14 protein-coding genes are annotated in these 15644 nt (G+C 65.3%); 7 read left to right on the top strand and 7 right to left on the bottom strand.

The annotated features are described in order from the left end of the window. Window positions 1-33: 33 nt before the first annotated feature. Entirely contained in the window at window positions 34-1146 is a 1113-nt protein-coding gene (locus tag IPL79_10035) for a beta-lactamase family protein (protein MBK9071326.1), read from the top strand. Here IPL79_10035 and IPL79_10030 read toward each other — a convergent pair. From IPL79_10030 to IPL79_10005, 6 genes are all read right to left on the bottom strand, one after another. Beyond that, on the bottom strand, window positions 1143-2426 hold the full coding sequence (locus tag IPL79_10030; protein ID MBK9071325.1) for an aminopeptidase P N-terminal domain-containing protein: 1284 nt from the start codon (window positions 2424-2426) through the stop codon (window positions 1143-1145). The genes IPL79_10035 and IPL79_10030 overlap by 4 nt on opposite strands. Before the next feature lie 69 nt (window positions 2427-2495). Beyond that, window positions 2496-3182 (bottom strand): response regulator, encoded by a 687-nt coding sequence (locus tag IPL79_10025; GenBank protein MBK9071324.1) that lies wholly within the window; start codon window positions 3180-3182, stop codon window positions 2496-2498. 62 nt (window positions 3183-3244) lie between these two features. Further along, a complete protein-coding gene (locus IPL79_10020; protein MBK9071323.1) occupies window positions 3245-4774 on the bottom strand; it encodes a HAMP domain-containing protein in 1530 nt (509 codons plus the stop codon). A gap of 13 nt (window positions 4775-4787) precedes the next feature. Continuing rightward, window positions 4788-6281 (bottom strand): sigma 54-dependent Fis family transcriptional regulator, encoded by a 1494-nt coding sequence (locus IPL79_10015; GenBank protein ID MBK9071322.1) that lies wholly within the window; start codon window positions 6279-6281, stop codon window positions 4788-4790. Between the two features lie 64 nt (window positions 6282-6345). Further along, on the bottom strand, window positions 6346-7038 hold the full coding sequence (locus tag IPL79_10010; protein ID MBK9071321.1) for a rhomboid family intramembrane serine protease: 693 nt from the start codon (window positions 7036-7038) through the stop codon (window positions 6346-6348). 62 nt (window positions 7039-7100) lie between these two features. Further along, window positions 7101-9989: a DEAD/DEAH box helicase gene (locus tag IPL79_10005; protein ID MBK9071320.1), complete on the bottom strand. Its 2889-nt coding sequence runs from the start codon at window positions 9987-9989 to the stop codon at window positions 7101-7103. 246 nt (window positions 9990-10235) lie between these two features. On the opposite strand from IPL79_10005, the gene IPL79_10000 reads away from it, so the two are divergent. Further along, window positions 10236-10535 carry a hypothetical protein gene (locus IPL79_10000; GenBank protein ID MBK9071319.1) on the top strand — a complete coding sequence of 100 codons (300 nt, stop codon included), beginning with the start codon at window positions 10236-10238 and terminating at the stop codon, window positions 10533-10535. A gap of 32 nt (window positions 10536-10567) precedes the next feature. On the opposite strand, the gene IPL79_09995 is transcribed toward IPL79_10000, so the two are convergent. Continuing rightward, on the bottom strand, window positions 10568-10948 hold the full coding sequence (locus IPL79_09995) for a response regulator (protein ID MBK9071318.1): 381 nt from the start codon (window positions 10946-10948) through the stop codon (window positions 10568-10570). 52 nt (window positions 10949-11000) lie between these two features. Between IPL79_09995 and IPL79_09990 the strand changes: the two genes are divergently transcribed. The 5 genes from IPL79_09990 to IPL79_09970 all read left to right on the top strand — a co-directional run bounded on the left by IPL79_09990 (window position 11001) and on the right by IPL79_09970 (window position 15642). Continuing rightward, the gene (locus tag IPL79_09990; protein ID MBK9071317.1) at window positions 11001-11450 is read left to right on the top strand and encodes a hypothetical protein; all 450 of its coding nucleotides are present in this window, start codon (window positions 11001-11003) and stop codon (window positions 11448-11450) included. 4 nt (window positions 11451-11454) lie between these two features. Further along, window positions 11455-13203, top strand: coding sequence for a serine/threonine-protein phosphatase (locus IPL79_09985; protein ID MBK9071316.1), 1749 nt, complete (start codon window positions 11455-11457; stop codon window positions 13201-13203). After that, on the top strand, window positions 13200-13610 hold the full coding sequence (locus tag IPL79_09980; protein MBK9071315.1) for a hypothetical protein: 411 nt from the start codon (window positions 13200-13202) through the stop codon (window positions 13608-13610). Before IPL79_09985 ends, IPL79_09980 begins: the two co-directional genes overlap by 4 nt. Window positions 13611-13734: 124 nt before the next feature. Continuing rightward, on the top strand, window positions 13735-14655 hold the full coding sequence (locus IPL79_09975; protein MBK9071314.1) for a hypothetical protein: 921 nt from the start codon (window positions 13735-13737) through the stop codon (window positions 14653-14655). Between the two features lie 15 nt (window positions 14656-14670). Continuing rightward, entirely contained in the window at window positions 14671-15642 is a 972-nt protein-coding gene (locus tag IPL79_09970) for a hypothetical protein (protein MBK9071313.1), read from the top strand. Window positions 15643-15644: the final 2 nt, after the last annotated feature.

Here is a 15644-nt window from a genome sequence, read left to right as displayed (position 1 = left end):
GGCTGGGCAAAATTGCGCTATAGTCGAACAACGGTGTCGGTACCGCCCAACGATCTAGCTGAGGCGACACGCGCACTGCTTGCGAACGCGCGGGCGCGCGGCGTGTTTTCCGCCGCGGTTGCGTCCGTGGGCGACGAAGGCACCGAGCTGCTGACCGCGGCAGAGGGCACGTTGGCGCAGGGCGAGCCAGCGCCTTGCACCACGCACACCATGTTTGATCTCGCCTCGGTCACCAAGCCGATGGCGACCGCGATGCTCGCGATGGCGCTGGTAAGCGAGGGCCAGCTGACGTTGGCGACGCCGGCGGTCCGCTACCTCGGCGGCATCGATCCACGGATCACGTTGGCGCAGCTGTTAGGGCATGCCGCAGGCTTTCCAGCGCACATCGAGTTTTTTCGCGCCATGTGGCAGGGCGAGACCTTTAGCGCCACGGCGCCGCATGAGTCGCTGATCGCGGGCGCGCTCGCGCAGCCGCTCGCCTACGCGCCGGGGACTCAGACCATCTATAGCGATCTTGGATACATTTTGCTCGGGGCGATGCTCGAGCGCGCGGCGGGCATGCGGCTTGATGAAGCGTTTGCCGCGCTGGTGGCCCAGCCGCTTGGGTGGGACAGCGCGCGCTTTGTCGCGCACGATCGCGGCGAGCGCATCGGCACGGACGACGTCGCGGCCACCGAAATTGACGAACGCCGAGGCTGCGTGCGCGGCGAGGTGCATGATGAAAACTGTCACGCGGGTGGCGGCGTGGCGGGACATGCGGGGCTCTTTGCGCGCGTTGCCGATGTGGCGAATTTCGCGCAGGTCACGTTGGCGTTAGCGCACGGCACAGATCAAGGCCGCATCGCGAGTGACGTTGCGCGCACGTTTTATGAAACCTCTGCGGCGCCCGGCACGAGCTGGCGCCTTGGCTGGGATACGCCCGCGACGACGCCGGGCGTCTCGCATGCCGGCGATTTGTGGCCGCGCGCTGGCGCCCTTGGTCATCTGGGCTTCACCGGCACCTCAATTTGGCTTGATCTCGCAAAACGGCGCTGGGCTGTCTTGCTGAGCAACCGCGTCCATCCCTCGCGCCTTGGCGAGCGCGCTGCCGCCATTAAAGACGTGCGCCGTGAATTCGCCGACGCGGTGGTGACAACACTAGGCTAGGCGTCGGTCGTTGGGCGGCGACACGCAGCCTCAACGTCGGCGACGGTCTTGGGAATCGCCGCCGTTAGGTTCACGTTGCCATCGGCCGTGATTAGAATGTCATCTTCGATGCGGATGCCGAGGCCGCGATACGCGGCTGGCGCGGTGTCGTCATCGGCGGCGACATAAAGGCCTGGTTCAACGGTGATCACCATGCCGGGCGCGAGCGGCCGAGGCGTGCCGGCGATGGTGTAGGCCCCGACATCATGCACATCCATGCCCAGCCAGTGCGAGGTGCCATGCATGTAGTACTTGCGAAATGATTTGTCGTCGATGCGCGCCTGCAGCGGACCGGCGAGCAGCCCAAGCTTCACCATGCCCTCGGTCAGACGTGCGATCGTATGTTGGTGAATGGCCTCGATGGTGGCGCCGGGCCTCGCCATCGCGATGGCCGCCAACTGCGCGGCCAAGACAACGTCATATAGCTCGCGCTGCGGTGCGGTGAAGGTGCCACTCGCCGGCCACGTGCGCGTCACGTCGGCGGTGTAGCCCTCGACCTCGCAGCCGGCATCGATGAGGACCAGGTCACCATCGCGCAGGCACGTGTTGTTCTCGATGTAGTGCAAAATCGTCGCGTTGACGCCCGCACCGACGATGCTGTTGTAGCCCCCGCCGCTGCCACCGCGCCTGCGAAAGGTGTAATTGATGACGGCCTCGAGCTCGTGCTCCCAACATCCAGGGGCTTCCAGACGCATCGCCGCCAAGTGAGCCTCCGCGGTGTTGTCCGCCGCCTTTTGCAGCAGGGTGACCTCGTCCGGCCCTTTGATTAGGCGGAGTTCATGCAAGCTGCTGCGAGGATCGACCACGGCACGCGGTGGGCGTTTGCCGCGTTTTTCCGAACGCCTCAGCACCGCGATGTTCGAGGCGATGAGTGCGTCCATCGCCGCGTCTTCGCCGAGTTGGTAGTGCAGCTCTTCGACGTTGCAGATGAGCTCGCCGAGCTTTGCCCCCAGCTCGCTGAAGGGATACGCGGCATCGGCGCCAAACCGCTCGCGGGCGCCCTCTAGGCCCGCGCGGCGACCATTCCACGTCTCCATTTCTGGGTCGCGTGGGCGCACGAACATGACAAATTTCTCGCTCGCGGCGCCTGGCCGCAAAACGAGCACCGCCTCCGGCTCGGCAAAACCCGAGAGGTAGAGCACATCGGAATGCTGCCTAAACGCGTACTCGGTATCGTGGCTGCGCACGCGCTCCGGCCGCGCACAGAACACGGCCGCGGCATCGTTGCCGATTTGTTTCATAAAGGCGGCGCGGCGAGCGGCAAAGTCAGGTGGCGTCACCCGCGCACCGTAGCATGAAATGCGCGTTGGCTAAACCGCGCCGCTGCCGAGCAAGGTCTGGATGGTATCGAGCAGGTGTTGCAGACGCATCGGCTTGTCGACGAATACGTTGGCGCCCGCGGCCAGGGCATCGCGGCGGGCGTTCTTGCCGGCGCCCGAGATCGCGACGATCGCGACGTTGGTGCCGAACTTTGCGCGCAGCGCGGCAATCACCTGAGCGCCGTCGACGATGGGTAAATAGACGTCGATGATGGCGACGTCACAGGACCCCTGGGCGACGAGCGCGAGCGCCTGCTTGCCGTCCGCAGCGGCGGCCAATTCAAACTGCAGCCGGTGCCCGTATTCGCGCGAAGCCGCCGATTTAAGGCCTTCACGCACCAGCGCCTCGATATGTGGGTTGTCGTCGGCGACCAAGAGGCGAATGACACGCGCCTGGATCTCTGGCGCGCGCTGCACGATGCGGGCGAGCAGGGCGTGGGCCTTGTCGTTCTTAGGCGATTGCAAAAACTCAATGCCAATGCCCATGGGCTCTTCGTGCTGCGTCCAGCGCACCACGCCATGCACGGTGACTGGCTCAAGCAGGCCGGGAAACGACAGCTGCAACTCGACATCGGTGCCAATGGGCAAAATCTGATTGGTGGCGACGAAGGTGCCGCCCTGCGATAGATTTTCGGTGTAGTCGCCAATGAGGGCATCGATGCCGTCGTACTCGACCATAAGCATCAGCGGTGCCCGAGGTTCTCTGCGCCGCTCGTCTCCACCCATGGCGGCATTCTCACTTATTTGGGCAGCAGGGGCAAGCGGATCGCCAGCGTTGCACCGCCCGGCGCATCTCGGACCGCGAGCTCGCCACCGTGATCTAAAATAATCTGCTGCGACAGGGCCAAGCCGAGGCCGGTGCCTTGCGCCTTAGTGGTGAAGAATGGCTCGAAGATATGTGGTTTGGTGTCGGCGGTGATGCCTGGCCCATTATCAGCAACGCAGATCTCGACGCGATTTCCCACCACCGCGGTGGTTAGTTCGATGGCGGGCGAGGCGGCGTGGCCCACGGCCTCGATCGCATTGCGTAGCAGATTAAGCAAGACCTGGCGCAGCTGGGCCTCGTCGGCCATCACCGTCGCCTGTGGCGCGCCCAGCGCCAGCGTAAACGAGATGCCGCGCGCCTTTATGTCTTCAGCGACCAAACGCGTGGCGTTGGTAATGAGCGCGTCGATGGCTTCGGGCACCAGCCGCGGTGTTGGCAGTCGCGCAAAAGCGAGGTAGTCCTCGACGATGTTGTTAAGGCGCTCCGCCTCGCGCGTGATGGCCTGGCAGGTGGGGCGCCATGAAGCGTGCCATTCCGCATCATCGGCGCTGCGCGGACCGGCCTCTAGCAGTTCGGCGTTAAGGCTGATTGACGACAAGGGATTGCGAATTTCATGGGCAATCCCCGCGGCCATCTTGCCAACCGCGGCGAGCCGCTCCGAGCGCACCAGCTCGCGCTCGCGCACCTCCACCGCGCGGCTCATCGCATTGAAATCACGCGCCAGGCCGCTGACCTCGATCGGGCCCTGCTCCGCGACTTGCGCGCCATAATCGCCCGCCGCCATGCGCTGCGCGGCGAGGCGCAAGCGCCGCAACGGCGAGATCGTGAACGCGGCCCACAGCGTCATGAGCAGGCCCACAAACGCGGCGCTGCAACCCAAAAAAATCGTATAGCGTCGCAGGCGTCGTTCGTTGTTCTCGAGCGTCAGGGCGGTGCTGGCCAAGATGCGTTCTTCAAACTCGGCGAGCTCGACGACCTTTACGCCAATCGTGCGGCGCTCGACGTCGCGCACGCGTTCGTACGCGGCATTGGGCGCGACCAGGCCGCTCGCGTCTAGCAGCGGCGGCTTGGCGGCGAGCGCCGCATAATCCCCGGCGGTGGCCGCGATCGCCTCGGTGAGGGCGGTGACCATCGCACGGCTGTCCGCAATGCGCTGCGCGTGCCGCGGCGGAAACGTGGTCAGCGAGTCGAGCGTGCGCTGCAGCTCGCCCAGCACGTGCAGCCGGCGCGACCGCAGCGCGCTGAGGCGAAATTGTACGCGCGCGGCGCTGGTCTCGCTCGGCAGGTCGTCGACGAGATACGCCTTGACCTCTTCTTGCCGGCGCGCCAAGTCCTTGGCATCGAGCGCCAGCCGGACGTAGCCGCGGCGAATCACCGCGATCTCACGGCCGACGTCGGCGATGTAGATCACCGTCAAGGTTGTGGTAACTCCGAAGGTTAGGATAACCACCGCAAACGCGAACAGGATGCGCGCCGAGAGCGTGCGCCAAAACGGTTCTTTCACGGCATGGCTCAAACTAATCGTGGTCGATCGTCTTAAGGCCGTGGCGCTTTAGCAGCTCTCGCAGATGGTAGCGGGTAAGGCCAGCCTCTTGCGCCGAGCGCGTGATGTTGCCGTCGTGGCGGGTGACGAGTTGCTGCAAATAGGCGATCTCAAAGGCATCGACGACGACCTGCTTGGCGGCCTTGAAGTTAAGGCCTGGGACCAAAAAATTCGGGTCGAAGGTCGCGGGCGAATCCATGGGCGGCGCCACGCCCGCCAGCTCGGCGGCGGCGCGTCGGGCGGCGCGGGCTCCGGCAGCGGCGAGATCGTGCGCGGCGACCATGCTCGGGCCTTGGTCGCGGCCAAACAGCAAGTCGGCGCGTGTGATCGACGGCCCGTCGCAAAGCGCCGCGGCGCGCTCGACGACGTTACGCATCTCGCGCACGTTGCCCGGCCACGCGTGGCCTTGCATCGCCGCCATGCAATCGGCCGAAAAACTCAGCGTCATGCTGCGGCGGGCGGCGACCTCGCGCAAAAAGTGATTGGCGAGCACGACGATGTCGTCCTTGCGATCGCGCAGGGGCGGCAATTCGACGTGGACCACCGAGAGCCGAAAATAAAGGTCCTCGCGAAAACCGCCTCGGCTCACCTCGTTGCGCAGATCGCGATTGGTCGCGGCGAGCACGCGCACATCGATCTTGACCGTCTTGTCGCCGCCAACCCGCTTGATCTCGCGTTGCTCGAGGACGCGCAGCAGCTTGGGCTGCAGCGAGATGTCGAGCTCGCCAATTTCATCAAGGAAGATGGTGCCGCCGTGCGCCTGCTCGAAACAGCCGATGTGCTGGTTCATCGCGCCGGTGAAGCTGCCCTTTTCGTGGCCAAACAGCGTGGATTCGATGAGTTCCTTGGGAATCGAGCCGCAATCGAGCACAACAAACGGCTTGGCGGCACGCTTGGAGGCGTTGTGGATGGCGCGGGCGACGCGCTCCTTGCCGGTGCCGGTCTCGCCGGTGATAAGCACCGTGAGCTCGCTGGGCGAGACCTTCTCGAGCTGCGCGAACACCTCGCGCATGCTTGGCGAGCTGCCAATGATGTCGTCGAAGCGGTCGCGCTTGGACAGCTCGATCTCGACATGTTCGCCGAGCGCCTGAAACTGAATGATCGTGTGGCCGAGGCGAAAGCTGGTGCCGGGACGTAAAAACACGTCCTTGACCCGGAGGTCGCCTACGTAGACGCCGTTGCGCGACTGCAGATCGCGCAGGTGATAGCCGTCGTCGCGCACGACGATCTCAAAGTGGGTGCCGGAGATGGCCTTGTCGTTAAGCACCAGATCGCAAATAATGCTGCGGCCGCCGGTGATGCGCTGCTTGGTGATTTCGACTTCTTTGCCCTTATCGTCGCCATCAATGATGACGAGCTTGCCCTTGCGCAGCCGGCGCACCGTCGCCCATTCGCCCTCAAAAATTGTGGTGAGCCCTGCGCCCTCTTCGTTGGTGCCAAAGGGGGCGTCGATCGCGTCGTCCGTCATGCGGCTAGCGTAGCATCGGCGCGCGCGCCATTGCCAGTTACCGGCAGGCCTAGTCGCGGGGGCCCTAGTTCCAGCGTGTCGACTCGTCTTTGGGCACGCTGCGCAAGGCGGGGGCCGCGCGCCGCCGTCGCCATTGCCGCAAGCGCTGCAGCGGATTGGCGCGGGTCAGCACGATGGCCACCGCGATCGCACATACATAAGCCACGCCCTCGTGCCACGCGCGGTTGACCACGATAAATATAAGTGACAACCCAAGAATCCCAAGCATGAGTTGCCGTCCCGTCATCGGAATGGCACCGAAGAATTGTACCGGTTGCCGCGCAAAGACGATGCCATAGGCGACGATGGCCGCATGCGTGAAGGGATCAAGGCCCATGACCGGGCGGTGCGCATCGATGAGGCCGGCGGCGCCAGCAGGACCGGGCCGAGCGTGCCGGCCGCGGCGGTGGCAACGACAAAGCGCGAAGCGCTTGCCGCCCCACCAACGCTCGAGCGTGGGGATGAACATCCATAACAGCGCGCCCTGAAAGAGCAGCGAAAAGCCGTCGGGCTCGAGCAAGGGCGAGGTCACGAGCGTCCACACGCGACCGCTCGCGACGACCGTGTCGGCGCTGGCGCCAAGCCATAGCAGCATCGTCACGCGGCTGGGGATCGAGGACAGCAGATAGACCAGCGAGACGCCGATCAAGAGGAATAGCAAGATGCTGGCACCGCGGGTGATTGCAAATTCGGGTCGCGAGGACCAACCTGTCGCCACGTGGCCACTGTAGCAAAGCCACGCAGCCTAAGGGAGCCGAGCGTACCGGGGTCGCCAAAAAATTAACGCAGCAGCGCCAAGATGTCGGCCTTGGTGATGCCGACATTGGTGCCTGCGAGCAGCGACTCGGCAAGTAGGCGCTTCTGGGCCGCCAACGCCAGCACTCGCTCTTCGACGGTGTTTTGCGCGACGAGGCGGTAGATGTTAACCGGTTTGTCCTGGCCGATCCGGTGCGCGCGATCGGCCGCCTGATCTTCGACCGCAGGGTTCCACCACGGATCACAGATAAAGACGTGATCCGCCGCCGTTAGCGTTAGCCCCGTGCCGCCCGCCTTAAGCGAGAGCAACATGACCGGCGGGCCTTCGTCAGCCTGAAATTTTGCGACGACATCGCCGCGATTGGTCGTGCTGCCGTCGAGGCGCAGAAAACCAAGGCCCGCCACCTTTAGCGCCGGCTCGATCAGATCGAGAAAGGACGTCCATTGCGAGAATACCAAGGCCTTGTGGCCGCTGGCAGCCGCGGCGCTCAAGGCATCGACCAAGTACTCGACCTTGCTCGAGGGCTTGGGGTCGGTAATGCCGGGCAGCAGCGCCGGGTGGTTGCAAACTTGCCGCAGGCGAAGCAGGGCCTCAAGCGCCCCGAGCATGTTGCCCTTGCCCACCAGCGCCGTGATTTCGGCCTGCGTTGCGGCGAGCACGTGGTTATAAAGCGTCTGCTCTTCATTGTTGAGCGCGATGGTGATCGTGGTTTCGGTGCGTGGCGGCAGGTCGGGCGCGACCTCGATCTTTTTACGACGCAGCAAAAACGGCCGCAGGCGCGCATGCAGCTTTTCGCTCGGGCCGCGGTCATAGCCCTGGACAAACTCCTTGCGATCGCCGAGCAGGCCGGGGTTGGTGAAGTGAAATTGGCTCCACAGCTCGTCGATGCGGTTTTCGATCGGCGTGCCCGACAAGGCAACGCGCCAGGTGCCGGGGAGCGCATAGGCCGCGCGCGCGGTCTGGCTGTCGGGGTTTTTGATCGCCTGCGATTCGTCGAGGATGACGCAGTCCCAGGTGGTGTCGGTGAGCACCTCGAGATCGTTGCGCAAGAGCGCATAGGTCGTGATGACGACGTCGATATCTTTGGCCTCGGGCAGCGTACGGGACGCGCCATGGTAGAGCGCAGCTCGCAGCGACGGCCGAAACTTGGCGAGCTCCTGCATCCACGCGGTGGCGACGCTGGTCGGGCATACCACCAAGCTGCGGCCATGGAGCGCGGCGATGACTTGCAGCGTCTTGCCCAGGCCCATGTCGTCGGCCAAGATCGCGCCGAGCTGGTGGTCGCGACACGTCACCAACCATTTGGCGCCGGTGACCTGATACGGCCGTAGTGTCGCGAGAATGTCGGTCGGCAACGTCACGTCATCGGCCATGGCGTCGCCATTGGCCAGCGCGTGCAGACGCGACAGATCGGGCGGCACCGTATGGCCCAGGTCGGCGAGCAGCCGCGCGAGGGTGGGGCGCGCATGCGGCGCCAGCGTCTCGCCGCGCATGGAGGCGATGAGGGTGGCGATGTCGTCGCCGTACTTGGCGAGCCATTGCGCCGGCAAACGGCCCCAGCCACCATCGGGTAAGGCCACCATATTGGTGCCGGCACGCCAAGCCGCAAGGACATCGCGCGCGTCGACCTCGACCCTCGTCGTGCCGAGGCGCCCCGCGAAACGCAAGCGCGTGCTGCCGCCTTGCGGCGTGCTGATGTGTTCGACCACGGGCTCGAGCGCGGCGGCGCGCATGGCGTCGGCGGTCGGATCGTGGCGAACGATCCATGCCGCGACCTTGGCCCGCATGGAAAACGCCTCCGAGCCGGAATACTCGACCGTGCGCCCGGGTGCCAGATTTAGCTCGTCGCGCAACGCATAGAGCAGCGCCCGCTCCTTGGCTTGATTGCGCGCCGGCACCTCGGCGGCGCCAAGCAGCGTGAGGCGATCAAGGTCGATGCGCGCGATCGCGGGTTGGCCATAGACCAAGAGCGGCATGACTTGCAACCGGCCGCCGTCGCCGCTCATCGCGAAGTCGACGCGCGGTTCGAGGTCGGTGCGCATGCTCGGCAGCGCTTGCGCGCGTTGTTCAAGCACGGTGTGACGGCGCAATTCGGGCAGCGTCTGTTTGAGAAAGGTTTCGAGCTGAGGGCCGCTATAGCGCAGCGTCACCGGCACATGCTCGAGCCTAGGGCCGGTTAGCTCGGTGCCCCCGAGGCGCGCTAGCCCGCCCGCGGTGCGCGCGACGCCATCGGCGACGAGCTCGAGGATGCCGTCGGGCGCGCTGATCGTCACCGACACTTGCTTTTTGTCGCCCACCACGAGCGCGCGCGGCAAAAGCTCTTCGCTGAGGACGTTCATCGGCGTGCCATCCAGCGTCGTGCCCCAAATAATCTGTCCGACGTCGGCCAAGAGCGTGAGCAAATGCTTGATGCGATCGCCGGCAAACACCAACTCTGGCCGCGTGCCGATCAGCGTGTCGATGGCCAGGTCGACCGGGCGTGGCGTAAAGCGCCGGCGCAGCTCGGGTGAGCCGCCGGTGGCCTGCTTGCCCGCAACGATGCTGAGCAATTGGTGGCGCAGTTCGACGCGTTCGTTGCCAAAGATCACGTGGCGCGTCAGGCGCAGGCCGCCGCGCTCGGCCCACAAGACGTAGCGCAGCTCGGCGTGCGCGGTAGGTTGCCGCTCGGCCTCGGGGGTTGACATCAAGAGGATGCCGGCCACGGCGTGCGCGCATAAACGCTCGCGCGAGCTGCAATCGCAGTCCCACTCGTCGTCCTGGCAGTTAAGCGACACCGCATAGGTGGTGGGGCGTGCCGGTGGGTTTACCTCGAGCTCGGCGTCGGTGGCCGAGGCGGAGCGCACTCGCACCCGCTCGTCACGATGGAGCTGGACGCCTTGAGACCAGATCTTGCTGCCTGCCGTCGCAAACATACGTTGCTTCAGCGTATTCCAATCTCCCACATCGGTCTCCATACCCTGAAATGCTAGCGATCACCATCGGCTAGCGGCGCAATGCGCACGGTATGCCAAGGCTGTGCCAACATTTTGCCGCGGTAGCGTCCACTACAACGCGGTGTGGTGGGGCGCGAGTCGCCAGACGAATCAGCCTTATCGCACATTGCGGTCGCGAAAGGAGATCGATCACAATTGAGAGTACAGGCAAATGGGACGCAACTAATGCAAGGCGGCGATGAAGGCATGCGGGTGGTGGGCACGATACGCAGTATCGAGTTCCATACCGTGCGTTCGAAGCTGCGCGGTGTTGCGCCGAGGCACGTGGCCAAGATTGAGCTCGAGATTGAGTGGGCCGCCCATAGCGACGGTACCGAGATCCAGCCCGAGAATCTCAGCGGCATTGCGTTCCACGGCCCGCCGGAGCTGCTGCCGCGCTATGCCGCCGGCGAGCGCGTCTCGATCGTCACGGTGCCGGCCAGCCTAAAGTCGATTTCGAGTATTCGCCCGGCGCCGCTGTCTTAGGCGCCGCTCGCTGCGCGTCTCGGCCGCCGTCGTCACGCCCCCGGCTCAGTCGGTGCGTGACGATACAGCGCGAGCGCGATGGCACCCAGCAGCGTGTTGAGGTCGAAGGGCTTTTCCAAGAAGGCATCGGCCCCCGAAGCCTTTTGCTGCGCCCAGCCGCGCAACGCGGTCATGATAATAATCGGAATATGCCTCGTCTCGATGCCTCGCACTTTTTGCACGAAGGTTTGGCCGTGCATCCCGGGCATCAGTACATCGACCACGATGAGGTCTGGATGGGCATGCTCGAAGAGTTTCAGCGCGCTGGCGCCATCGCCCGCGCTATGCACGACGAAGCCCTCGGCAACCAGCAAGGCGACCAACGTCTCGCGCAGCTGTTGGTCGTCGTCGACAATAAAGATGGTGCCCCGCAAAGCGTTGGCGCGACGCTAGCACAAGCGACGCACCAGATGGTACGGTGAGTCGATGCATGGGTCGGTGAGTGAGCTGCTGACGGCGCGTCGCCCGGGATTCGCCGAGCAGCTGCGCAGCACCCGCCTCGTCATTGACGGACGCTATGGCGTGATGGATGACCATCTCGTCATCGAGTTGGCGGCGGGGCTGCTCGATGCGTGGACAAAGGCCGATGAGCTCGCCATGGTTGGTTGGGTGCGGCGCGCGCTGGCGGCATGGGAGGCGGCGGCGCTCGCGGGTGAGACGTTTGTTGGCATCGCCCAGGCGTTGGCGGACGAGTTTGCGCGCTATCTGCGACGGCAGCAAAACGAACAGGCCGATGCCCCGCCCGAAATCGCGGCGCAGGCCGCGCTGTGGATCCGGCGCCGCGCCCACGCCACGATTGCCCTCGCGACGGCACGCCTGGCCGAGCGCTGCACCGGGGTGCGCGCCGAACTGGCCGTGGAGGGCGCGCGTGGCTAACGTGATGACGTCGTCCCATAGCGCGACCGATGTTGGTCGCGTGCGCCATCATAATGAAGACGTCGTGTTTGCGGATGACGCGCTTGGGCTGCACGCGGTGTTTGACGGCATGGGCGGCGCGGCCAACGGCGATGTTGCGGCCGCCATTGCGTGCGCGGTCGTCGTGAAGCACGTGCGCGAGCATTTTGCGCCGGCCCACGGCGCGGCGTCGCTTGCCCGCACAACGTTGGCGCGAGACGTGCTTGGTCAGGCGGCGCAGGAGGCGACGCGCGCCGTGTTCGAAGAGGCGGGGCGCCGCCGTGATCGGCGCGGCATGGGCACGACCATGGTGGTCGCGTTGGCGGTGGGCAGCCGACGGTTTGTCGTCTGCAGCGTCGGCGACAGCCGGGCGTATCTGGTGCGGGATGCGGGCGTCTTGCAAATTACCAAGGACCATACGGTCGTCGCGGATCTCATTGAGCGCGGCGTCGTGGTGGCGTCGGAGGCGAAAAATCACCCCTTCGCCAACGTGCTATCGCGCAATATCGGCGCCAAAGAATCGACGGCACCCGATCTTTTTGAGGTCGAGCTCGAGCCCGGCGAGCGCTTGCTGCTATGCAGCGACGGCCTAACCGGCTACGCCTCGCAGGCGGACATCGAGCGCAACGCCAAGCGCGCCGGGCGCGAGAGCGCGGCGGCGGCGCTCATCGAGGCCGCGCTGGCGGGCGGGGGCGGCGACAACATTTCGGTGGTGATCGTCGATCAGCCGTCGCGCGGCGCGACCTCGGTTACGCGCGTGATGCAGCTGGTGGGGCCGCAGGCGTGGCAGGCGGCGCAGGATGGCTTCGTCGCCGAGCTGCGGCGGCGTACCGCGCAGCATCCCGCCGTGCGGCGCGCCGGCAGCGACATGGCCGGGGCCCTGGCGCGCGCGCTCGCGGTCGATGTCGCGGATCAGCGCGTCGCCGCGACGCAGTCGCTGCTCGAAGGCTGGCTGGTTGCCTGCCAGGCGCATGGTGGCCGCATCGATGAACTCGTTGATTTTCTTTCTGATGCCGCGGCCATTGCCGAATCCGTCATCATGGCCAGCAACGCCGATGCGATCGGCAAGTCGATGGTGCTCGATTTGGTGCTCCGCTGCTTCGTCGCGGCCAACGGGCAGGTCGCGACCATGCTCGCCTATGAGCTGCGCGAATTGCAAGATCAGCTCGCCGCGCAGCGTTGGAAGCGCCGCGAGCGCTCGGCGTCGCATTCGTTTGCCGACGCGCAGACGCAGGCCTGGCGCACCGTGGTGCCGGATCCCGAGCCGCCGCTTTCCACCGATGCCTTGCGCATTGTGGTGGCGTTGCAGGGCAAGCTCGCCGGGGCGCCGCGCGATGTCCGCGCGTACGCGCAAGGCATGTGCGACATCGCCACCGGCGCCGACCCGGCGGTGGTGGGCGCGCGCATCTTCAGCGAGCGACCGCTCGAGCGCGCGGTGATGGCGGAGCTATGGCATCGCACCAGCCAGGGCGTGGAGCACCTCGCCGCGATCATGAACGGCTTGCGCATGCGGCAGACGATGCCGCTGCCGGTGGCGTACCACGAGCTCACCATGGCCTTGGCGGCGGCGTCCTATCGCCTGGTGCGAGAGCTCGCGATCAGCGCGCTCGAAACCATTGCGGCGGTGCGCGAGGAATACGACGTGCTCGCCGAGCAGGCCCGCGCGCAGACGCAGCCCAAGCGGCCGACGCTGCGCTTGTTCGCGTTTTCGGCGGAAGGTGGCAAGCCGTCATGAGCGACCTCGGCGCGCGCTGGCTGCATTTGCGCGATGAGCTGCTCGAGCTTGCCGAGGGCGAATGCAACGATATTCGCGCGGACATCTTCGACGTGGTCGCGACGCAGCTGGCGCTGGGGGCCGACGCCGTTGACAACCGCGGCCTGCGCATCGCCGTCTATCGCCACATCGAGCAAGGCACGACCGACGCGCAGCTGCTCGAGTTGTGCGATCGTTTTTTTGCCGCGGGGCGCATCGCCTTGCCGCGCTCGCTCAAGGCCGCGCCCGAGCGCGAGGCCGTGCTCGACGCCGTGACCCGCGTGTGCCGCGAAACCGTGACCGTCGCCATGCTCGCCGCGGTCGAGCGCGCGCTGCAGATGCGCGACGTGTTGCTCGCCGGCGCCAGTGATCCGCCGCCGACCGAGTAAGCGCAAGACGGCAAAAATTCAGCGATTTGCGCGTGCATGCCTCAGATTTCTGAGACGTAGCGCACGTAAGTATCTAAAAAGACGGTTGGCAACGGTGGCCTCTTCGTTGCATTGTGCGAGCACGATGAAACTGAGCCGTCGCGTCCCCGTGCTTACCAGTCTCGTGCTGCCTATGCTGGCGCTATCGCTGGCGGGGTGCCCGGACCCAGATCCCGACGGCCCGGTGCCCTGTCCCGCCATTGCGCAGGTTGAGCAACGCAATCCCGAGACCGGCATCTGCGAAGCCCGAGATCAATGGGACTGTGACATGGGCCCGCGGCCCGGTGAGCCAATGCCGCTGATGGCGCCAGAGCTGCCCTGGGCGGCTTGCTATACAGCGTGCGAGCAACTTGACGAGGCCGCTTGCGACGCGAGCGACACCTGCCAGACGGCCTATATCGACGGCAGCTTTTGGGGCTGCTGGGAGACAACCTTGTATTACGTTGCCGAAGGCGCTTGTGGCGAACTCGGCGCGATGGATTGCGCGACGCGCGAGGACTGCAATCCCAACTACTATCACTCGGATGTGTTGCCTGGCGGGCCAAGCGGGCAAGACGAGGGCGCTTACTCGACGCGATTCAACGGCTGTACCGCCGACGGCGCTGTGCCTTCGCTGACGTGCGCCAACGTCTTGTGCAACATCGGCACGCAATGCGAGATGCTCAATTCAAATGGCGAGACGTGCTTTGAAGACGAAGCCATGCCGCCCGACTGTCAGCCAGTTTGTGTACCCGTTACCGTCGAGCCTGGCAGCTGTTACGGCGACGTGTCGTGCGACGGACCGCCGGGCGACTGCCCCGACGGCACGCTGCCTGGTATCGCCGATGGTTGTTGGACCGGCTACTGCATCCCGCTGGCGGCATGTGAGCCGCCGCCCAGCTGCGACGCCGTGGCGAGCGAGGTTGCTTGCATCTCGCGCGAGGACTGCGCGCCGCTGTATCAAGCCTGCGGGCCGGCCGAGTTCTGCCCGACCGGCTATAAATACTGGGGCTGCACCGGCGCGTAGCGCGGAGAGATCACCATGAACAAACACACGATGAAATTAGTTGCCCTCTCGCTCGTGGCCGCCGCCTCGCTGGGCGGGTGCATCATCTTTGATGAAAGCAAGTGTGAGGCCGTGCCGTCCATGGCGGCGCCGACGCGCAATCCCTACACCGGCGAATGCGAATCTCAGGGCTGGGATGGCGACTACTATTGCCAAGCGTACCCCCAGGGGACCACCGCGGATACGCCGCAAGATGACACGCTCGCTCCTGGCTATGGCTGGGGCGCGTGTTATTCGCAATGCGAAGCGCTCGACGAGGCGACCTGCACGGCGACGAGTGGCTGCCAGGCGGCCTATGCCGTCAAAGACATTTATGAAGAAGGTGACGCGGTCGAAGGCACCTTTTGGGGCTGTTGGGCGACGGCTGAAAATTATTTGTCGTCGATGCAGGCCTGCGACACGTTGATTGCCGAAACGTGCACCATGCGCGACGACTGCAGCCCGGTGTATTCAGACCTCTTCTCGCAGAAAACCGAGCCCGCGATGCCACCGCCGCAGCACTCGTTTCTTTCATGCCGGGCCGAGCTCGCCGAGGTGGGTTGCTACAGCGACGACGATTGCGGCGAAGGCTTTGACTGCACGTCCGATACCGAATGCCTGCCCCCCCCGGGGTGCGACGATGGCATGGTGTGCCCCGCGGTATGCTACGGCACTTGCGTGCCGAACGAACCGCCGCCGCTGCCGGGCAATTGCTATGGCGTGGCCACGTGTGAAATGGTGCAGCCAGAGTGTCCGGCTGGCACGCTGCCAGGCATCGCCAATGGTTGCTGGACGGGCTACTGCATTCCGCTCAATGCGTGTGAATCGCCAGCTTGCGGCGCGCTCGATGAGGCTACGTGCCAGACCGCGTCGGCATGCGAAGCCGTCTATGAAGGCAGCGATTGCACCTGCAATGCCTCGGGCTGTGAGTGCAACACGCTGACGTACGCGTATTGCGTCGACGCCTAGCT

The organism is Myxococcales bacterium (assembly GCA_016716835.1).
In the GTDB taxonomy this organism is placed as follows: domain Bacteria; phylum Myxococcota_A; class Polyangia; order Haliangiales; family Haliangiaceae; genus JADJUW01.
The sequence above is the reverse complement of the archived record's forward strand: the minus strand, read 5'-3'. Positions and strand labels throughout refer to the sequence as shown.